The sequence below is a fragment of the Streptomyces sp. Isolate_45 genome (assembly GCF_024721315.2).
Lineage (GTDB): Bacteria > Actinomycetota > Actinomycetes > Streptomycetales > Streptomycetaceae > Streptomyces.
Genome location: NZ_JANFAK020000001.1, coordinates 78,190 through 97,388 on the forward strand (window position 1 = coordinate 78,190; position 19,199 = coordinate 97,388).

At 70.2% G+C, this 19,199-nt stretch carries 21 protein-coding genes, 1 tRNA gene and 1 pseudogene; 15 read left to right on the top strand and 8 right to left on the bottom strand.

What is annotated here, in order from left to right:
• The first annotated feature begins 157 nt into the window (after positions 1 to 157).
• Positions 158 to 661: a hypothetical protein gene (locus NOD94_RS00370; protein WP_281203617.1), complete on the top strand. Its 504-nt coding sequence runs from the start codon at positions 158 to 160 to the stop codon at positions 659 to 661.
• A 27-nt stretch (positions 662 to 688) separates the two neighbouring features.
• Here the strand turns inward: NOD94_RS00370 and NOD94_RS00375 are convergent, their stop codons facing one another.
• Complete coding sequence (locus tag NOD94_RS00375) at positions 689 to 1,369, bottom strand: pentapeptide repeat-containing protein (protein WP_281203618.1); 681 nt, start codon at positions 1,367 to 1,369, stop codon at positions 689 to 691.
• Between the two features lie 139 nt (positions 1,370 to 1,508).
• Positions 1,509 to 1,631, bottom strand: a pseudogene (locus NOD94_RS00380) (GNAT family N-acetyltransferase); the annotation flags it as partial.
• A gap of 77 nt (positions 1,632 to 1,708) precedes the next feature.
• On the opposite strand from NOD94_RS00380, the gene NOD94_RS00385 reads away from it, so the two are divergent.
• Both NOD94_RS00385 and NOD94_RS00390 read left to right on the top strand, forming a co-directional pair.
• A complete protein-coding gene (locus NOD94_RS00385) occupies positions 1,709 to 3,364 on the top strand; it encodes a recombinase family protein (RefSeq protein WP_281203619.1) in 1,656 nt (551 codons plus the stop codon).
• A gap of 243 nt (positions 3,365 to 3,607) precedes the next feature.
• Positions 3,608 to 4,513: a hypothetical protein gene (locus tag NOD94_RS00390; protein WP_281203620.1), complete on the top strand. Its 906-nt coding sequence runs from the start codon at positions 3,608 to 3,610 to the stop codon at positions 4,511 to 4,513.
• A gap of 225 nt (positions 4,514 to 4,738) precedes the next feature.
• On the opposite strand, the gene NOD94_RS00395 is transcribed toward NOD94_RS00390, so the two are convergent.
• Entirely contained in the window at positions 4,739 to 5,314 is a 576-nt protein-coding gene (locus tag NOD94_RS00395) for a hypothetical protein (protein WP_281203621.1), read from the bottom strand.
• 113 nt (positions 5,315 to 5,427) lie between these two features.
• Here NOD94_RS00395 and NOD94_RS00400 point away from each other — a divergent pair, with 113 nt between their 5' ends.
• The 6 genes from NOD94_RS00400 to NOD94_RS00425 all read left to right on the top strand — a co-directional run bounded on the left by NOD94_RS00400 (position 5,428) and on the right by NOD94_RS00425 (position 10,096).
• Positions 5,428 to 5,913, top strand: a complete 486-nt coding sequence (locus NOD94_RS00400; protein ID WP_281203622.1) for a hypothetical protein — start codon at positions 5,428 to 5,430, stop codon at positions 5,911 to 5,913.
• 465 nt (positions 5,914 to 6,378) lie between these two features.
• Positions 6,379 to 7,131 (top strand): DUF6879 family protein, encoded by a 753-nt coding sequence (locus NOD94_RS00405; RefSeq protein WP_281203623.1) that lies wholly within the window; start codon positions 6,379 to 6,381, stop codon positions 7,129 to 7,131.
• Positions 7,128 to 7,970 carry a helix-turn-helix transcriptional regulator gene (locus NOD94_RS00410; RefSeq protein ID WP_281203624.1) on the top strand — a complete coding sequence of 281 codons (843 nt, stop codon included), beginning with the start codon at positions 7,128 to 7,130 and terminating at the stop codon, positions 7,968 to 7,970. The genes NOD94_RS00405 and NOD94_RS00410 overlap by 4 nt, the downstream gene beginning before the upstream one ends.
• A gap of 86 nt (positions 7,971 to 8,056) precedes the next feature.
• Entirely contained in the window at positions 8,057 to 8,260 is a 204-nt protein-coding gene (locus NOD94_RS00415; RefSeq protein WP_281203625.1) for a hypothetical protein, read from the top strand.
• 511 nt (positions 8,261 to 8,771) lie between these two features.
• Entirely contained in the window at positions 8,772 to 8,918 is a 147-nt protein-coding gene (locus tag NOD94_RS00420) for a hypothetical protein (RefSeq protein ID WP_190344470.1), read from the top strand.
• Positions 8,915 to 10,096: a methyltransferase domain-containing protein gene (locus tag NOD94_RS00425; RefSeq protein WP_281203626.1), complete on the top strand. Its 1,182-nt coding sequence runs from the start codon at positions 8,915 to 8,917 to the stop codon at positions 10,094 to 10,096. The genes NOD94_RS00420 and NOD94_RS00425 overlap by 4 nt, the downstream gene beginning before the upstream one ends.
• 75 nt (positions 10,097 to 10,171) lie before the next feature.
• Here the strand turns inward: NOD94_RS00425 and NOD94_RS00430 are convergent, their stop codons facing one another.
• The 4 genes from NOD94_RS00430 to NOD94_RS00445 all read right to left on the bottom strand — a co-directional run bounded on the left by NOD94_RS00430 (position 10,172) and on the right by NOD94_RS00445 (position 12,660).
• Positions 10,172 to 10,348 carry a hypothetical protein gene (locus NOD94_RS00430; RefSeq protein ID WP_281203627.1) on the bottom strand — a complete coding sequence of 59 codons (177 nt, stop codon included), beginning with the start codon at positions 10,346 to 10,348 and terminating at the stop codon, positions 10,172 to 10,174.
• A gap of 65 nt (positions 10,349 to 10,413) precedes the next feature.
• The gene (locus tag NOD94_RS00435; RefSeq protein WP_281203628.1) at positions 10,414 to 10,890 is read right to left on the bottom strand and encodes a GNAT family N-acetyltransferase; all 477 of its coding nucleotides are present in this window, start codon (positions 10,888 to 10,890) and stop codon (positions 10,414 to 10,416) included.
• 73 nt (positions 10,891 to 10,963) lie between these two features.
• Positions 10,964 to 11,872, bottom strand: a complete 909-nt coding sequence (locus NOD94_RS00440; RefSeq protein WP_281203629.1) for an aminoglycoside phosphotransferase family protein — start codon at positions 11,870 to 11,872, stop codon at positions 10,964 to 10,966.
• Between the two features lie 92 nt (positions 11,873 to 11,964).
• Positions 11,965 to 12,660 (bottom strand): thioredoxin domain-containing protein, encoded by a 696-nt coding sequence (locus NOD94_RS00445; protein WP_281203630.1) that lies wholly within the window; start codon positions 12,658 to 12,660, stop codon positions 11,965 to 11,967.
• A 277-nt stretch (positions 12,661 to 12,937) separates the two neighbouring features.
• Between NOD94_RS00445 and NOD94_RS00450 the strand changes: the two genes are divergently transcribed.
• Positions 12,938 to 14,317 carry an FAD-dependent oxidoreductase gene (locus tag NOD94_RS00450; RefSeq protein ID WP_281203631.1) on the top strand — a complete coding sequence of 460 codons (1,380 nt, stop codon included), beginning with the start codon at positions 12,938 to 12,940 and terminating at the stop codon, positions 14,315 to 14,317.
• A gap of 84 nt (positions 14,318 to 14,401) precedes the next feature.
• Here the strand turns inward: NOD94_RS00450 and NOD94_RS00455 are convergent.
• Positions 14,402 to 14,479: transfer RNA gene (locus tag NOD94_RS00455), tRNA-Thr, on the bottom strand.
• Positions 14,480 to 14,637: 158 nt separating this feature from the next.
• Between NOD94_RS00455 and NOD94_RS00460 the strand changes: the two genes are divergently transcribed.
• The 5 genes from NOD94_RS00460 (at position 14,638) to NOD94_RS00480 (ending at position 19,077) form a co-directional block, all read left to right on the top strand.
• The gene (locus NOD94_RS00460) at positions 14,638 to 15,411 is read left to right on the top strand and encodes a transposase (protein ID WP_281203632.1); all 774 of its coding nucleotides are present in this window, start codon (positions 14,638 to 14,640) and stop codon (positions 15,409 to 15,411) included.
• The gene (locus tag NOD94_RS00465) at positions 15,380 to 16,012 is read left to right on the top strand and encodes an RNA-guided endonuclease TnpB family protein (RefSeq protein ID WP_281203633.1); all 633 of its coding nucleotides are present in this window, start codon (positions 15,380 to 15,382) and stop codon (positions 16,010 to 16,012) included. The genes NOD94_RS00460 and NOD94_RS00465 overlap by 32 nt, the downstream gene beginning before the upstream one ends.
• Positions 16,013 to 16,488: 476 nt before the next feature.
• On the top strand, positions 16,489 to 17,580 hold the full coding sequence (gene ugpC / locus NOD94_RS00470; RefSeq protein WP_281203634.1) for a sn-glycerol-3-phosphate ABC transporter ATP-binding protein UgpC: 1,092 nt from the start codon (positions 16,489 to 16,491) through the stop codon (positions 17,578 to 17,580).
• 221 nt (positions 17,581 to 17,801) lie between these two features.
• The gene (locus NOD94_RS00475) at positions 17,802 to 18,215 is read left to right on the top strand and encodes a hypothetical protein (RefSeq protein WP_281203635.1); all 414 of its coding nucleotides are present in this window, start codon (positions 17,802 to 17,804) and stop codon (positions 18,213 to 18,215) included.
• A gap of 91 nt (positions 18,216 to 18,306) precedes the next feature.
• On the top strand, positions 18,307 to 19,077 hold the full coding sequence (locus NOD94_RS00480) for a nucleotidyltransferase family protein (protein WP_281203636.1): 771 nt from the start codon (positions 18,307 to 18,309) through the stop codon (positions 19,075 to 19,077).
• Positions 19,078 to 19,199: the final 122 nt, after the last annotated feature.

Below are 19,199 nucleotides of genomic sequence, written 5' to 3' on the forward strand. Positions count from 1 at the left end.
CCCCCTCCCCTCGGCACCCACCTCACATCGCCGCCACGGACCTCCACGCCCCCGCCGCCCCGGAGGCCGCCCGGGTCGCCGCCGCCCGGACGGCCGTCAACGTCCGCTGACGCCACCCGGGCGCCGGGGGAGCCGCAGCCGTGACACCATCGGGTACGTGCTCGACATCGGCTACTCCCTCTCCCGGCGCTTCCCGGACCCCCCGCAGACCGACTACCGGTCGGCGGACATCCGTACCCTGCGCCACGACCTCTTCTGCGGTGACGTCTACCTCGCCGACACCGACAAGGACCGGGAAGTATCCACAGCCTGGGGATGGGTGCCCGTCCTGGACTTCGCCTGGGCGCTCTGCGACATCGTCGAGAAGCTCGACGAGGACCCGCGCGGCAGCCGCTCCGCCAACCGCCAGTACGCGGAGCTCGACTTCACCGAGTCCGCCGACCGGATGCTCTTCGAGCGCCGCTTCGGCTGGGTCGACATCGAAGCCGACTGGATGGCACCCGAAGAGGACCCGATCACCTTCAGCCACCGCCTGCTGCGCCGCGAGGCCCGCGATTTCCTGCACGACCTGATCGCCGACCTCGTCGACATGCACGACGGCCTCGCCGACAACCCGGTCATCTGGACCCTCCAGGCCCGCTTCCCCCGCGTCCCGGCCTAGGACCTGTCGTCAAACTCCCGCCCGCCCCTACCCCACCACCCGCAGCCCGAGCTGCGCCGCCAGTGCCGGGGCCAGGTCGAGCAGCTGTGCGGGGCTGATGACCGCTCCGGCCAGGGCGTCCACCCCGCGCGCGATGCCCAGTTCGGCGGCGTCCCGAAGGTCCACGTCCTTCATCCGGACCCCGCTGAAGTCGGCCCCGCGCAGCGTGCAGTCGCGGAACCCGACCCGTTCCAGCACCGCACCCCCGAAGTCCGGCTCCACGAGCACACAGCTCTCGAACACCACGTCCTTGAGCCGTGCCTTGCGCAGGTTCAGGTAGTCGATCTTCCCGCCCCGTACGAGGACCCGTTCCAGCACCGCCCCGTGCAGCTGCACCCCGCCCAGCCGGGCGTCCAGCAGCTCCACGTCCCGCAACGAGGCCTCCGACAGGTCGGTGCCCACGCCCCGGACGCCCTCCAGCACCGCGTCCATGAACCGCGCCTTCGCCAGCCCTGCCTCGTCGAGCGCGCACCGCCGCAGCGCGCAGTCCATGAACCGCGCGCCGAACCCCTCCTGGCCCGCCAGGTCGAGGTCGGCGAACTCCAGCCCGTCGTAGTCCCCGTCCGGCTCCAGCGGACCGCCGTCCCACGCCGTCAGCCCGGGGAGCCTCACCTCCGGCCGCCGCGCCGCCTTCACCGTCCCGTGCTGCTGCCCACCACTGCGTGCCATCCCCCCATCCTGGCCCACCCCACCGACACCCGACCGGACCTCCAGGCCGACTCGACTCCACGGAACACCCGGACCCGGCCGTCGGGCGGCCGACCACCGGTTCGACCCGACCCAGGACGCGGTCCCCAGGCCGGTGCGCTCACCCGGCCCCGCCCAGCTCGCGGAGCGCGTCGTCCGTCAGCCGGTATACCGACCACTCGTCCTGCGGGCGCGCGCCCAGGGACTCGTAGAACGCGATCGTCGGCGCGTTCCACTTCAGGACGCAACACCGCTGTTTCTGTGCCCTGTAACGGGCCTCAGTCCACGGATGCGATTCCTCGCAGACGTTGGAAGGGCCCCATGCCGAGCACACTGGCGCACGCAGTCGCCGTCATCTACCTGCGGCTTTCCCACGAGACGTTCGTCTCCGACTCCCTGGAGGGCCAGGAGGCGGACTGTGTCCGCAAGGCCAAGGAACTGGGCGCGACGGAGGTCGTGATCTTCCGGGAGGTCATCACGGCCTCCAAGGCGAAGGTCCGCCGTCCCGAGTTCGACGCCATGGCGGAGTACGCGAAGGCGTACCACCCCCAGTTCCTGGTGGCCTGGAAGTGGGACCGCGTCTCCCGCCAGGGCATCCGTCAGCTTGCCGACGTGGTGGAGCTGGTCGAGGACACCGGCGTCCGGTTCGTCTCCTTGAAGGACAACCTGGACTCCGCCAATCCCGGCTGGGTCACCTTGGCGTCGTTCCTAGCGGAACAGGCGAAGGAGGAGGCCAAGAACATCCAGATCCGCGTCTCCGCCCGCCAGCTACGGGACCGCGAGAAGGGACGCTGGATCAAGGAGCGCCCGTTCGGCTTCATCGTCAACAGTGACCGGTGCCTCGAACCCCACCCCGTGGAGGCGAAGATCGTCCGGGGCATGGTGGAGGAGTTCTTGGCGGGCGGCACCCTACGGGGCATAGCCGTACGCCTGACGGCCGACAAGGTCCCCACCCTCCGCTATACCAAGCGCGCGGAACTCCTGGCCCGGCTGCGCAGCGCGGACCGGCACGAGGAGGCCCGCCTCCTGGAGACGGAATCCCCCATCCGCTCCAAGAACTCCTGGGGTCTGACGACCGTGCGCCACATCCTCACGTCCCCCGTGACGGCCGGATACATGGTCCACGACAAGAAGATCGCCGAGGACGCCGAAGGCGAACCCATCCGGGTCGGCGAAGGAATCGTCACGGACGTCGAGCACCGCCGCATTCTGGCCCGGCTCAACGCCCGCAAGGGCACGGTGAAGAAGCCGGGCAAGCGGACCGGCAAGGGCGGCTCCCCCGGCCGCCCGGTCACCTTCCTGCTCGCCGGGTTCATCCGGTGCGGAGACTGCGGCGCGGCCATGGCGGGCAACCGCCGCAAGCCCCCGCGGCGCTCCTACTACCGGTGCGGGGCATCAACGCACGGCCACCCGTGCGCACAGGGCAGCCCCGCCGCCCAGAACTTGGAACGGCTGGTGGCGGACCGGGTGCTCTCCCGCCTTTCGGTCTTGGATGAGGACGACCCGCTCCTCCAGGCCGTCGCGCAGCGCTGGCTGACGACCTACGCGCCGGAGTACGACGCTGAACGCACAGGTTTCGACAGCAAGGTCCAGACCCTCCGCGCCCGCCTGGAAGCCCTGGAGGAGGCCCGCTGGGAGCGCGGCGAGTTCGACGACGCTGAGGGGTCCGCGCGCTACGAACGGCTCCGCTCCCGTATCTCGGAACAACTGGCGGCGGTGGAGAACGCCTTGTCCACGCTGCCTCAGCCCGTCATCGACCTGTCCATGTTGCTCGACCCGGAGGAAGCCATAGAAGCGCTGTCCGCCGGGCACGGGCGGAACCTGGAATCACGACGGGACGTACTGGGCCTGATCCTCAGACGCGCCTACGTGGTCGAGGGTGGCGAGAGCATCCACCCCGTGTGGGTCGGTGAGGAGGACACCTACGTCCCGACCCGCAAGGGCGAAATCACCGGCAGAACGCGCACCACGGCGTAGCACCCCCGTACGCCCTCCGGGCCCGCCTCTCCCGTCGGGGAGGGCGGGCCCTTTTCGTGTGCTCAGGCACGGCTCTGGAGCCCGTATCGGGCCGTCTCCATCCACGCCGCCGGAGCGAGCGGGCCTGTAACAGCGCTCGGTACATGGGCTCTGGGTGGTCGCCCCCGGAACAGAACGCGATCCGGCATCAGCCGGAACCCCCGACCAGAGCAGAACCCACACCACCTAAATGGAGCGCACTCCGTGAATGATGAACGCGATGAACTCGACAGGCAGGCCTTTCGCCTGAGGGACCTCGTCAACACCTATGGGCTGAGGCATGACCACCTCCCCCAGGCCCCTGCCCGAGTGCACGAGGCATGGCGGAAGGTCCGAGAGCTGGCCGACGCCGCCATGGATGCACTGGACACCTGGGGCATGCTCGAAGCGGAAGCCCAGCGCCTGACCCGAGCCCGCCAGGCAGAGCACCGGGCGTTCCTGGCCGGCGAAGGCCCCAAGCCCAAGGGCGCCTACAAGCCGATGGATACGGCGGCCCGGCGTGCCGACCAGCTTCTGGAGTGTTCGGCACGTGTGGACCTGGCCCTGTCCGCACGGTCGGCGTACGACGCCCTACTGGCCGACCGGACGGTCACGGAGGAAACCCGAGCCACCCTGATCACGGAGTTCACCGGCCTTCAGGAAGCCGCCCGGGAGGCCGTTGAGTTGGCCTCCAACGCCTACTACAAGTGGCTCCGGGTGCGGGACGCGTTGTGCCAGATCACGGCAAACCTCGGCCTGGCGGGCGGCCCGACAGGCGAAGTTCCGAGCATGGGCAACGAACTTCGCCGGTGGTTCTCGGAAGCCGAGGATGCCTGGCCGGCCCTGGAAAGGCTGCTCGGTTCCAACGATCCGATCGGCTCGGGCCGCTGGGCAGCAATGACCAGGGAGGAACTGGAAGCGGAGCCGCCACTCTGGGCCCGCGAACGCCTCGCTCAGAACCACCCGGGGAGTGCGGATCGGACGCAACTCCGCCGTATCGAAATGAAGGAGAGGGCTACCGGCCGACTTGTGTCCGCTCTTGAAGTACCGGCCGACATGTCCCAAGCGGAAGCACGGGCGTTGCTGCCAGAGATCGGCATGCCGATCAACTGGCGCCGACGGACCGAGTGAGCCCACCCTCCAAATCTCTCTCCCTGGGCTTGCGCCACCAAGGCCCTAACTCTCGCGCGTACTCCTGGTGAACGTCACTGACGCGGAGATCCGTATCCGACGAGTTGCGAAGCAGGAAAGCTGCTTCCCGTTCCTTCTTCTCTATGCGCGTGAGGGAGAAGAAGAGGCGGGAAGCAGCTTTCCTGCTTCCCCAGAACGGGACAGCTTTCGTCAGCCACAGCGCGACTACGCGGTTTCGGTGGGCGTGGCAGCCTCCCAGCGTGGAGCTTCGTCATCGGGTGTGTCCGGACTCGCGAAATGGAAGGGAACCGAAAGGTGGACGGCCAGAGCTCTGCCAGCCCTTTCGGCAACCACTGCCTCCCGGCGACGTGGACCGCAGTCGTCGCCTTCTCCGAGGTGGCGTGCGGCCGTGCTCGCGTAGACGGTGGCCAACGCATGCTCGTCCACGGGGTCGGCAGTGATGGCCAACAACCTCACGAACCAGTCGTGGACCGTGTCGCCGTCCCACATCGCTTCGATCGCGACGATGCGCCCCGCGGCTCCACCGGCACGGTAGGCCAAGGACTCCAGGTCGAGGGGACTCTCCGGAGCCCGGGCGATCCTGTCGCCATGGCGTGCGTAACGGTCACCGACGATGAGCTGAGCCGTACCAACTCCCACGTCATCACGGACGAGGCCGACGGCCACGACGACGCGGACCGCTGCGAGCATGGCGTCCTGAAGGACGTATCCATCGATCTCATCGCGAATGCCCACCGGCAGCCGCTCCCACCACTCGGCCCGGGCCTCTTTCCCCATCATGCAATCTCACCTGCCTCCATCTGCTTCGTGCCTTTCGATGACACGAACCCAGTATTCGCACGTCGTCCCAGACCGTCTGGTCCCACCAACCGGAGGGTCCGTACGATCTGGCCATGCCCGCTGACGAACGTGTGACCAGGTCGTCGCTCTACGACCTCACACCTCTCTCTGTTCCCCGCCCGATGGCTGTCCTGCCGACCCGGAAGTGGACGGATGACCAGTGGGAGCGCATACAACTCGGTTACCAATCAGCGGATATGGATGAGAAGTGGGATGTCTTCACGGAAGACAACGTGGTCTTTCTACACCGCAGTTGGACCGGTTTCGAGATCTTCGAAGCAGCGTTCGTTCCCGCCGAAGGCGGAGGGTGGACGATCGCCGGCGCGATGGTCGAATCCGATCCGGAGCGCTACGGCGGTACACCGGACATGCGGGCCGCTCTAACGCTGGAGCTGGTGCTCAGCGCGATCGTGCTGGGTGAGGACGCTACCGAGCTACGAACTCGGCTGGTGGAACTGGCCACCCCGACGTCCTCCAGCAACGATGTACTTCCTGGAGTCGTACTGCACAGCGTCCTCGGCTTGCGCTCGGGGACCTGAACCGTTCGGACGGTGGCCGGTGTCCATCCGTCCACCGACCGGAGCATCCACACCCTTGAGACCTCGGATCTGCTGGCCGTTCGTCGCCGAATCGCGGTAGTTCTGGGTGATCCGGACCTGGGGGGACACCCCCAGATCAAGCCGAGACGGATCGAAGAGTGATAGCAGCTCGGTATCTGTACGGGTTCCAAGGTCCGCGCAACGATGCAACGCATACCGACTACACCTCTGGCCTGCGGATACTCGCTCCCGCAGACGCCGTAGCACCTCTCCGAGCCGGCCTGAGCCGCTGCTTCGGCTCACTGATCGCCGCAGCCAACCTGGCCCCCTGCTCCCCGGCATGTCCCGGGGAGCAGGGGGCCTTTTTGCGTCGGTCCCAAGAATCATTGCGAATCACGCAGGACAGGGAGGCTGCGCCCGCCCCATCCTGGTCGGGACTTGTCCGCTGGTGGGAGGGGAACGGCAATGGCACGGCGACTCCGGTTCATCGGTACCAACTCCGGCAACGACGGATGCCCGACCCTGTACGAGGACCTGGACACCGGGGAGGTCTTGGTCCAGGGCGACGCGGTGACCGACCCCCAAGACGTGGCGCAGCTCCGGAACGTCAAGGATGGGGAGGGGTTCGTGGTCGTCCCGCGCGTACTCCTGGCCGACTTCGCGCCCCGGGACGCGGAAAGGACGCCCGTGCTGATCAGCTTCGAGGAGTTCGCCGGGATGTTCCGGACCTTCGCGCACACGGCTTGGCGCCTGGAGACCCGGCGTCGCTACCAGTCGGACGAGGAGACCGAGACCTACCAGCGGTTCGTCCGGGGCGAGGACGCCGGCTGGGACCTGAACGACCCCTGGTGCGCGTCCCGGCGTGAACAGTCCGCCCTGGGCAAGCGGTTCGAGCGGGTACGGATCGCCGACAACCCGCCCACCCCCGGTCAGCGCTACCTGCTCGACAACGCCCGCCGCAACAGCGCGGTCGGCGAGGACATCCGCAACCTGCGGCGCTCCGAGGCGGAAGCCCTACAACTCCCCGACACAGACTTCTGGCTCTTCGACTCCCGGGTGATCGCACGGCTCCACTTCGATGATGACGACGTGATGACCGGCGTCGAGCTGGTCACGGACCCCGTCGAGGTGGCCCGCGCCTGCCAGGTCCGGGACGCCGCGTGGCACCACGCCGTCCCGTACGAGACCTTCGCGGAACAGGTGCCGTCCGCCGAGTGAGCACCGACTTCCAACAAGCAAGAGTTGCCCTCGGTGCGCGGCTGCGCGAGCTGCGCACCGATCGGCGGCTCACCGGCCGCCAGTTGGCGGTCTTGCTCGGCTGGACCCAGTCCAAGATCAGCAAACTGGAGACCGGCCGCCAGACCGCCACGACGGACGACCTATTGGCGTGGGCGGACGCCACCGGCCATCCGGAGGCGGCGGAGGAGCTGATCACCCGGCTCCGGAGCCTGGAGTCCCGGTCCCGCGCGTGGCGCAGACAGCTCGCCGCGGGCCACAAGCCGGTCCAGGACACGCTCACGGCCGAGTACGAACGCACGAGGACGTTCCACGTCTGGCAGGGCTCCACGGTCGTGGGCATGCTCCAGACCGCCGAGTACGCCCGCCACGTCTTCACCCGCTACGCCGACCTCCACCAGTCCGTCCGGGACACGGAGGAGGCCGTACGGGCCCGCGTGAAGCGCCAGGAGATGCTGTACGAGCCGGGGCGCACGTTCCACATCGTGATGTGGGAGGCCGCGCTCCGGGCGCTCGTGTGCCCTCCTCCCGTGCTGGCCGCCCAGCTCGACCGCCTGGCGGGCGTCCTCGGGCTGGACACCGTCTCCCTGGGCATCGTCCCGTTCGGCGCCTCCCTGAAGATCCCGCCGTCCAACGGCTTCTGGCTCTACGACGACCGCCTGGTGATCGCGGAGGACTGGCACGCGGAACTCTGGCTGGACGACGCGGACAGCATCGGCGTCTACCGGAAGGTCTGGCAGGCGCTCTCCGATTCCGCGGTCTACGGCGCGGACGCCCACCGCGTGATCGCCCGTGCCCGACGGGCGCTCGACACCGTCTGAGAATCCCCCGGAAGATCACGGCCAGCCCGAGAATCCCGGCGAATCAGCCACCACAGGGCCCGGCAACCAGCCCTAGCGTCCCTCCCATGGACAGCTCGCACGAACTGGAGACAGTGACCCCGAGCACGGTCGTGGAGTCGCTGCGCGAATCGCTGATGGCCGCTGGAATCGTTCTCCCCTCGTTGGGCATCGACCCGGCGCCACCCGGCCCGGGGCTGGTGAGGCTGGGCAGTGTCCGCCCCGACGTCGCCATGAAGCTGGCGCAAGTCGTGAAGCGGGGCCACGCATGACCACTCGCGACCGCCAAGAGAGCCGTACGGAACCCGGCTGGGTGCGATCCGAAGGCCCGGACCTCAGCCCCGGTAACGCCTTGAAATGGCGTCCGTGCGAGTGCGGCCGGCCGGTCTGCCCGGAGTACCGCCCGGCCACCGGCAGCACCCAGCGGCTGAACGCCAAGGTGACCGAAGCGAACCGGCGGAGTCAGGGGACGGCGCGGTGAGCGCCCCACCGGAACCGCCGCCAGAGTCCTGGGACGACATAGCGGCCCAGCTCCATGCCCTTCGGGAACGCGGCGAATGGGCCGCTCAGCTCTCGCGCCACCTAACTCCGGGGAGTCCTCTCCTGGAGTTCCTGGCAGAGGCCGGAGAACGGCAGATGCAGGCCCGGCCGGAGCACACGCCCAGGGCCCTCACTCCGGAGTCCGGCTGACCCCACCCCACGAACTCCGCCCCGGTGACCGATCCACCGTTCAGCCGGGGCGGTCCACAGCACCACTCATCCCTCACGAGAAGGAGCACGTTCATGGGCGGACAGCACGGCGGAGGCACGGGCTCGGGCCAGGGCGGAAGCCAGCAGGACGACGGCCAGTCGGGCGCCGGTCACGGCGGAGGTGGCTCGGAGGGCCAGGACTCCGGCCACAGCGACACGAAGGGCAGCGGCACCAAGTGACCGAACGCGCCACGACGGAGGCCGACCCCCAGGGGTTGGCCTCCCGGCTCATGGACTCCGGGGCCCTGACATCCGACTGGCTCCCCGCTTATCAAGCCGTGCTCCGGGAGTCGTTCGTCCCGGATGTGATCTGGCCCGGCGTCGGACCGGCCGACGGCGGGCCGGTGGCAAGCATCGACCGCCGGACCGACCCGGAGGGATGGTTCCGAGCGGTCTACTCGGACACCTCCCTGACCACGCAGTGGGACGACGGCAGCCACACCGGACCCGACCGGGGCAACATCCCGACGTGCAGCAACTCCCAGCCCGCCATGGTGTTCTCCATGCTGGCGGCCCTGGACCTCCAGCCGGGCGCCAAGGTCCTGGAAGTGGGCACGGGGACCGGATGGAACGCGGCTCTGCTGTCCGAACGGGTCGGCTCGGAGAACGTCACCACCATCGAGTTCGACCCGGAGAACGCGGCCACGGCCCGAGCCCGCCTGGACGCCGCCGGGTACAACCCGGTGGCCGTGGTCGGTGACGGCTCCCAGGGCTGGGCGGCGTGCGCGCCGTACGACCGGGTGCTGATCACGGCCTCCCTCCGGGAAATCCCGGCGGACATCTTCCAGCAGACCCGGCCCGGCGGGATCATCGTCTCCCCGTACGCCACGGAGTACGGCGGGGAGGCCGTGGTCCGCCTGACCGTCCAGGAGGACGGAAGCGCGTCCGGCCCGTTCGTCGGCTCCTCCGCCTTCATGCGGCTCCGGCAGCAACGCGCCTACCGAACCCACGTGAAGACGTACCTGGGCGGGAAGCCGTGGCCAGCCGATGGGCGCCGGACGACCACCTCCCTGTCTCCCGCGGACGTGGCCGACTGGCTCCCGATGTTCGCCATCGGGCTCCAGACGGAAGGGATGTTCCCCTACCCGGAGAGACTCGATGGCGGGCGCTACACACTCTGGCTCCGGGACACCCAAGTCACCTCCTGGGCGTCGATCGACTTCGTACCCGACGCTGAGGAGTTCGAGGTCTACCAGTCCGGCCCGCGGGAGCTGTGGAGCGAACTCACGGCCGCCCACGCCTGGTGGGACGACCAGGGCCGCCCGGCCTTCGAGCGGTTCGGGCTCACCGTGAACCCTGACGGCACCGCCTGGGCCTGGCTCGACTCCCGGGAGCACCCGGTCCCGGCCGTCGGGTGAGCCTGACGGTCAGGCCCCGCGGACACGTTTCGTGACATCGCGGGGCCTGGCCTCCAGCAACACCCCGGCGCGAGGTCACGCCCGCAAGCGTTCCGCCTCCGCGCGGGCGGCCACGGCCTCGGCACGCGCCATGGCCCGGTCCTCCGGTTGCTCCAGGTGCTCCGCCAGGTCGTCCAGGGCAGCAGCGATGTCGTCCCGCCAGGCCGCGTATGCGGCATCGGTGCAGGGAGCTCCGGGGCGCCGGCCGCGCACGCTCCGCAGATGCCGTAGAGCCGCCTTGAGGGGCGGAGCGATCGGCGGCAAGGCCCCCGGTCCGCTCACTCCGCCCCGCCCAGCTTTCGAAGCGCGTCGTCCGTCAGGCGATTCACCGTCCACTCGTCCATGGACACGGCTCCCACCGACCGGTAGAACTCGATGGCAGACAAATTCCAGTCGAGGACCGACCACTCCAGCCGCGCGTACCCGCGCTCCACGCACGTCCGCGCCAGCTCCGCGAGCAGTGCCTTGCCGTGGCCACCGCCGCGCGCGGAAGGACGTACGTACAGGTCCTCCAGGTAGATGCCGTGCACCCCGCGCCACGTCGAGAAGCTCAGGAACCACACCGCGAAGCCGACGGGCTCCCCGTCCCCCGCTTCCGCGATGTGCGCGAAGGCCGCCGGACGCTCCCCGAAGAGGGCCTCGCGCAACTGGTCCTCGGACGCACGCGCCTCGTGCGGGACCTTCTCGTACTCGGCGAGCTCGCGGATCATGCTGTGGATGACGGGAACGTCGGCGATTTCGGCAACACGGATCATGCGGTCACCCTAGGTCGCCCGCCCCGGCCGAGGCCCGGCCGCCCGCCGCCCGGGCACCCGCCGAAGCCCTCCCTCAGCGCTCCCCCCGGCCCAGCAGCGAACGCGCCACCAGCACCTCCCGCTCCGGGAGTTCGTCCTCCCCGTCCTCCAGTTCCCACAGGCAGTTCTGCAGCACCCGCCCCAACGTCCAGGCTCGCGCCCGCTCCCGGTCGAGGCCGACCACCTCCGTCAGCAGGTCGAAGCGCCACCGCACCTCCTCCGCGCGGAAGTTGTTCACGATCGACGGCAGCAGTTCGAAGCCGGGGTCGCCCACCAGCGGCTTCGGGTCGATGGCCAGCCACGGTTCGCGGCCGCCCGCGCCGCCGCCCAGGACGTTGTCGAAGTGCAGGTCCCAGTGCAGCAGCCGGTCACCCGGCTCGGCCGCCACCTCCGCGACCGCGGCCGCGCAGTCCGACAGCAGCAGCCGTTCCCGCGGATCGGCCAGCAGGGCCGCCGCCCGCGGCGCCCCGTCCAGCATCCGCGCCACGCTCGCGTCCAGGCCGCGCAGCCCCTCGGGAGCAGGTACGGACGTCAGCCGTGCCAGGAGTTCCCCGATCACGCCGACGGCCGCCCGGGAGTCCCGCTCGGCGAGCCCCGACAGGGGCCGGCCCTCGTCCAGGCGCTCCAGCAGCAGCGTCCCCGTGGGCGCGTCGTGCTCCCACAGCTCCACACAGCCCCGCCCGGCCCACGTCCGCAGCGCGAGGGGCTCGCCCTCGCTCTCCTCGTCCGGCACGAGCAGCTTCAGCGCCGCCGGGGTGCCGTCCGCCCGCTCCACCGGGAGCACCAGCGCCGTCGCCCCGTACATCCCGGGCCCGGTGCGGCGCAGCTCCCACCGCTCCAGGAACCCGGCCGCCCGCGCCGGCAGCCCCTCGATGAACTCCCGCCCCGCCACGCCGCTGTCGCGCAGCTGCGCCGCCACGAACCCGTCCGGAATCTCCACCATGCGCCGACCCCAAGGCGTGCGGTCGACCTTCCGTCCGCCCTGCGGGCACCATCCGGCCGGCTTCACGGCTCACGCCCGGCCGGCTTCACGGCTCACGCCCCGATGCCGGCCGCCCCCAGCGTCCGCGCGAAGGCGGCCGCGTCGAACATCGACCCGTCCTTCGTACCGACCGGCTTCCCGTCGACGAGCACCGCCGGCGTCCCCCGCATGCCCGTCGCCTCGAAGGCCTTCTCCGCCTCTCCCACCCACCCCGCGTACGAGCCCCGCTCCACCGCCCGGTCGAAGGCCGGCCCGCGCAGCCCCGGCACCCGGTCCGCGACGCGCAGCAGCAGTTCGTCGGTGAACGCCCCCTCGGGTTGGCTCGCGAAGACCGCCGCCTGGTATTCGGCGAACTTCCCCGCGTCCACCGAAGCCCGCAACGCGTTCACCGCCTTGACGGAGCCGCTCGCCCCGTCCCGGTCGAGGAAGGAGGCCAGCAGGTACTCGATCCGCACCTCGCCCCCCTCCACCGGCTCCAGCAGCGCCTCGCCGCCGGTCGCCTCGAACTTCGCGCAGTACCCGCACCGCGGATCCACCAACACCTGTACGGTGCGCGGCGCGTCCGCCCTGCCCACGACCACCTTCGCCCCGTCGACCGCCGCCGGCAGCTTCGCGAGCCGGTCCGCGATCGGGCTGGTCCGTACGACACCGGGGGCCGGGGCCCCGTCGCCGCCCGCACCGCCCGCACCGCCCGCACCGCAGCCGGCCACCGCCGTACCCAGCAGGGCCGCGGCGGCAGCGGCCGCCACGAACCGCCCCGCACGCCCCGCACGCCCCGCGCCACGTATGCCCACAGCCGAACCCTCTCCACTCCAAAGCCCCGCGCCGGAACGCGCCGACGCACCCGACGCCCTACGCGTCGCAGCACACCAGGGCCACAAACCTCACCAAACCGCACGAACCCCCCACCGCACCCTACGACCCCCGCCACCCCACCCGCATGGGTCATTCGGCCCGGAAACACGTCCCGAACCACGACATCCGGCCCCTGGACACCCCACCGGCACCCCGTGTACCAACTCCCCCATGACGATCAACGGCGGCATCTCCTTCTGGTACGCGACGGACACCACCGTCCCCCAACCGGCCCGCGCCCCCCTCACCCACGACGCCACGGCCGACGTCGTCATCGTCGGCGGCGGCTACACCGGCCTGTGGACGGCCTACTACCTGAAGAGGTCCGCGCCCGACCTCCGCGTCACCGTCCTGGAGCAGAAGTTCTGCGGCTACGGCGCCTCCGGCCGCAACGGCGGCTGGCTCTACAACGGCATCGCCGGCCGCGACCGGTACGCCGAACTCCACGGCCACCAAGCCGCCCTCCGGCTCCAGCACGCCATGAACGACACCGTCACCGAGGTCATCGACGTCACCGCCGAGGAACACATCGACGCCGACATCCACCGCGGCGGCGTCCTCGAAGTCGCCCGCAGCCCCGCGCAGCTCACCCGCCTCAGGTCCTTCCACACCGCCGAACTCGGCTTCGGCGAGACCGACCGCGAGTTCCACGACGCCACCGCCACCCGGGCCCGCGTCGACATCGCCGACGCCGTCGGCTCCAGTTGGACCCCGCACGGCGCCCGGATCCACCCCCTGAAGCTGGTCAAGGGCCTCGCCGCCGCCTGCGAACGCCTCGGGGTCGTCATCCACGAATCGACCCCCGTCACCGAGATCGCGCCCCGCCGCGCCGTCACCCCGTACGGAACGGTCCGCGCCCCCTTCGTACTGCGGTGCACCGAGGGCTTCACCGCGGCCCTCAAGGGCCAGAAGCGCACCTGGCTCCCGATGAACTCCTCGATGATCGCCACGGCCCCGCTCCCGGCGGAGGTCTGGGCCTCACTCGGCTGGTCGGGGCGCGAGGTGATCGGCGACATGGCCCACGCCTACATGTACGCCCAACGCACCGCCGACGACCGCATCGCGATCGGCGGCCGCGGGGTCCCGTACCGCTACGGCTCGCGCACGGACCACGACGGCCGCACCCAGCCGTCCACGATCACCGCCCTGACCTCGCTCCTCACGTCCTTCTTCCCCCAACTCACCGGCACGGAGGTCACCCACGCCTGGTCCGGCGTCCTCGGCGTGCCCCGCGACTGGTGCGCCACCGTCTCCCTGGACCGCACCACCGGCCTCGGCCTGGCCGGCGGCTACGTCGGCTCCGGCGTCGCCACCGCCAACCTCGCCGCGCGCACCCTGCGCGACCTGGTCCTGGAGAACCTGACGGACCTGACCTCGCTCCCCTGGGTCAACCACCGCGTCCGCCGCTGGGAACCGGAACCCTTCCGCTGGCTCGGCGTCCAGGCCCTGTACGCCGCCTACCGCGAAGCGGACCGCCAGGAGACGACCACCCACCGCCCCACGACAACCCCCTTGGCCCACCTGGCCAACCGCATCTCGGGCCGCCACTGAGGGCACGCAAAAGGCCCTGGGTGATCACCCAGGGCCTTCCGTTCCCGTACCGATTCCCTTGGTCGACGAGCCTCTGACCTGGGATGGGGCCCCCTGTCGGATTCGAACCGACGACCTTTCCATTACAAGTGGAGTGCTCTGGCCGGACTGAGCTAAGGGGGCACATGTGACGCTGTGCAGCGCACAGAATCGCCTTCACTCTACACAGGCGCCCGACCTCGCCGCGAAGAACTTTTCACCCCTCGTAACCCCTCGCCCGCCAGTTCGTTCTACGTACTGCAGTGCACATCCGACTATCGGACCGTAGGGGTGGGGGGCTCGTGGCCGAAGCCGCGGAGCAGAGGAATCGCGTCACAGGTTCCGAGGCCAAGCGCCTGAAACGCGAGGTTCTGGGTATCCCCGACCAGCGCAAACACCAGCAGCGCGGCACCCGGCCCCTCACAAGCCGGGCGAAGGAGCCGGGCACACAACAGCGGGTGTACCGCTACCGCTTCTACCCCACCGAACCGCAGGCCGAGCAGTTGCTGCAGACGTTCGGCGCCTGCCGGTGGGTCTACAACGAGGGACTGGCCCTACGGGTGAAGGCGTGGGAGGAACACCGGGTTTCCCTCGGCTTCGCCGAGACCTCCCGGGCGTTGACCGGTTGGCGCCACGCCCGGAAAACCTCGTGGCTCCAGGACGTCTCGTCGACCGTGCTCCAGCAGTCGCTCCGCCACCTCGACTCCGCGTTCAGCCGCTTCTTCAAGGGCGCCGCGAAGTACCCGAAGCCGAAGCGCAAGCACCGGTCACGGGACTCGGCGACGTACGTCCGCACCGGCTTCCGCTGGCACCAGAACCCCGAGCGACCCGGTACGGGGCTCATCGCCTTGGCGAAGCAGACGGAACCACTGGACGTGCACTGGTCCCGCCCGCTGCCCGCCGGGGTCACGCCGGTAAGGCTGACGGTGACCCGTGACCGCGCAGGTCGCTTCTTCCTCCACTGCCTCGTCGAGGAGCGGATCACCCCGCTGCCCACCGCGTTCGTCCCCGGTAGCGATGCCCCCGAAGGCCGTCGGGATCGATTTGGGACTGGTTTCCCTGGTCACCCTCGATGACGGCGGCACCGTCGACCACCCACGGCTGTTGAAGAAGTACGAGAAGCAGCTGGCCCGGCTCCAAAAGGAGCTGCACCGCAAACAAAGGGGATCGAGCAACCGCGAAAAGACGCGCGCCAAGATCGCCAGGTTGTACGCCTTGATCAGTGATGTCCGGAAGGACGGCCTCGACCAGCTCACCACCCGCCTCGTGCGCGAGAACCAAGTGCTCGTGGTGGAAGACCTGGGCGTCGCGAACCTCCTGCGCTCGGTCAAACTGAGAAACGCGATCACCGACGCCTCGTGGGGCACGCTCCTCGACATGCTCCGGTACAAGGCGGCCTGGTACGGACGCACTCTGGTCGTCGTCGACCGGTTCTTCCCCTCGACCCGGCTCTGCTCCGCCTGCCGCGCCAAGGGCGAGCAGCTCGACCTGTCCGTCCGGTCGTGGACCTGCGCAGTGTGCGGAGCCGTCCACGACCGTGACGGGAACGCCGCCGTGAACCTCCGCGACGAGGGGTTGCGACTGTACTGGCTGGTGGCGATGGCGCTGCCACCCGATAGAACTCCACCTCCGGTCATCCGCGCATCAGAACTACCCGAATGCGTCACTGCCGCGTAGGCCGTGGATGAACAACAGGCCGACGGGCCGTCGGTCTTAACGCCTGCGGAGTCTGCGTAAGTCCTCCCGGCGCATCCTTCAGGGATGGGTCGAGTGGCAGCGGGCGGTGAAGCAGGAAACGTCGCTCGCGAGGGCGGCATTGAGGTCAAAAGCGCGTCGCTCTGGCCTCTTACAGGTCAGAAGAACTGCTCTGCCACCACCAGGTCAAAAGTATGGCGCCCTGCCCGACGTCACGCCCCGGGGCACCCCGCCCGCCCGAGCCGTGCGGCCCCCGCCACCAGTGGCAGACCCAGGCCCCGGCGGCCTCCATGAGGACGGCCCCGCACCGGCGGATCGCACAGAGTGCGAAGTCACCGGACGCGGGTGCTGACAGGGAGCGGATCGCCGGGTAGCGTCGGGCGGAGTCCAGGACACTGGACTAGACCTTCCACTCGGATCGTCCGGCACGTTCCTGCCGGTAGAAGGGATTCATCACCATGGCTTCTGTCACTTTCGACAAGGCGACCCGTCTGTACCCCGGCGGCGACAAGCCCGCCGTCGACCAGTTGGAGCTGGAGATCGAGGACGGCGAGTTCCTCGTCCTCGTCGGCCCCTCCGGCTGCGGCAAGTCCACCTCCCTGCGCATGCTCGCGGGCCTGGAGGACGTCAACGGCGGCGCCATCCGCATCGGTGACCGCGACGTCACGCACCTGCCGCCCAAGGACCGGGACATCGCGATGGTGTTCCAGAACTACGCGCTGTACCCGCACATGACCGTCGCCGACAACATGGGCTTCGCGCTCAAGATCGCCGGCGAGGACAAGGCGACCATCCGCCGCAAGGTCGAGGACGCGGCGAAGATGCTCGACCTCACCACCTACCTCGACCGCAAGCCGAAGGCCCTCTCCGGCGGCCAGCGCCAGCGCGTCGCCATGGGCCGCGCGATCGTCCGCAAGCCGCAGGTCTTCCTCATGGACGAGCCGCTGTCGAACCTCGACGCCAAGCTCCGCGTGTCGACCCGTACGCAGATCGCCGCGCTCCAGCGCGACCTCGGCATCACCACGGTCTACGTCACCCACGACCAGGTCGAGGCCATGACCATGGGCGACCGCGTCGCGGTCCTCAAGGACGGTCTGCTCCAGCAGGTCGACACCCCCCGCAACATGTACGACCGCCCCGCGAACCTCTTCGTCGCCGGGTTCATCGGCTCGCCCGCCATGAACCTCGTCGAGGTGCCGATCGCCGACGGCGGAGTGAAGTTCGGCGACAGCATCGTCCCGGTGTCGCGCGAGGCGCTGTCCGCCGCCGCCGACGCGGGTGACCGCACCGTCACGGTCGGCGTGCGTCCCGAGCACTTCGACATCGGCGACACCGGCGGCCTGACCATCACCGTGAACGTCGTCGAGGAACTCGGCGCCGACGGCTACGTCTACGGCAGCGCCGCGGTCGGCGCCGACAAGGCGAAGGACATCGTCGTCCGCGTCGGCGGCCGCCAGGTCCCGGAGAAGGGCTCGACGCTGCGCGTGGTGCCGCGGGCCGACGAGATCCACGTGTTCTCGACGTCCTCGGGCGCCCGCCTCTCCGGCTGACACCCGCCGCGGGAACCGGAACCCGAAGGGGCGGCCCCGCCAAGGGGCGCCCCTTCTTCGGTAGTTGTCGTGACCCCGACGCCAACCCCGCGCCAAAACCCTGGCAGACCGGGCCATTCGGCCGCATCCGTCAACCCCTTATTCGAAAAGTCACGTCGAACCATCCCCCGACAGGGTGACTAAATGTCGCCAAATCTTCACCGAGCGCTACTCTCGCCCTCGTGACCCACACTGCCCGCCGTATCGGCCGTTCCCTCGCCCTGGTCCTGCCCGTCGTCCTGGTCCTGTCCGGGACCCTCGCGGTCACGATGGTCCCCTGGGCGGACAACACCCCTTCCCAGATCCTCACCGCCTCCGCCGAGGACGTGTCCGTCCCCGCCAAGCCGCGCGCCGCCCAGGACCTCCTGCGCGACAAGCTGCTCAGCGAGCTCCAGCAGGGCCAGGAGCCGGGCGCCGTCCTCACGCACCTCCAGCAGGAGGTGGACCGCCGGCCGTCGCTCGCCGCGCACTGCGTGGGCATCGCGCGCGCCCTGGGCCGGGCCGCGGTGGACGCGTACGGGCCCACGAAGGCCCAGTCCTTCGCGCGCCCCGTCTGCGACACCTCGTACGCGACCGGCGTCGCCTCGATGGGCTGACACCCCTTCCGGCGCCCCCTCCGGCGCACTCTCCGACACCTCCGCCGCGCCTGCCACCGCCGGGGCAGGGGCCGTCCCTACGCTGACGGCCATGAGCGACGCCCTCCCCGTACCTCCCCGATCCACCGACCTCGCGGCCGCGTTCCCGGCCTCACCCACCCAGGCGGTCGTCCTGGCGGGCGGCCAGGGTTCGCGGCTGCGGCCGTACACGGACGACCGGCCGAAGCCGATGGTCGAGATCCCCGGTACGGGCCTGCCGATCATCGGACACCAACTGGCCTGGCTCGCGGCGGAGGGGGTGACCGACGTCGTCGTGTCCTGCGGGCACCTCGCGCAGGTGCTCCAGGAGTGGCTGGCGCGGGCCGAGTTGCCGCTGCGGGTGACCACCGTCGTCGAGGAGGAGCCGCTGGGGCGCGGGGGCGGCCTCAAGTACGCCGCCCGCCGGCTGCCGCACGCCGACCGCCCCTGGTACGCCACGAACGGCGACGTGTGGACCCGGTTCCCGCTGCGCGACATGGCGGCCTTCCACGCCGAACGCGGCGCCGTGGCCACCCTGGCGCTCGCCCGGCCGCGGATCCCGTGGGGCGTCGTGGAGACCAACGAGTACGGGCAGGTCCTCGACTTCATCGAAGCGCCGCCGTCGCCCTATCCGGTCAACGCCGGCGTGTACGTCTTCTCCCCCGAATTCACCCCGCTGCTGCCCGACTTGGGCGACCACGAGCGGACGACGTTCCCGCGCCTGGCCCGCGAACGCCGGCTCGCGGGCTATCCGCTGCCCCAGGGGGCCTACTGGCGGGCGATCGACACCGTCAAGGACCTCACCGAGGCCGCACGCGAGCTGGCCGCCCAGACGGGCTCCTGAGCCCCCGCACGCCCCGCCCCCAACTCGGGCCCGTGCCCCGGCCCGTACGCGCCACCCGCTCCCGGCACGCCGAAGGGCCCGGCACGCTCCTCGCGCACCGGGCCCTCGTGACCGAACCTTCC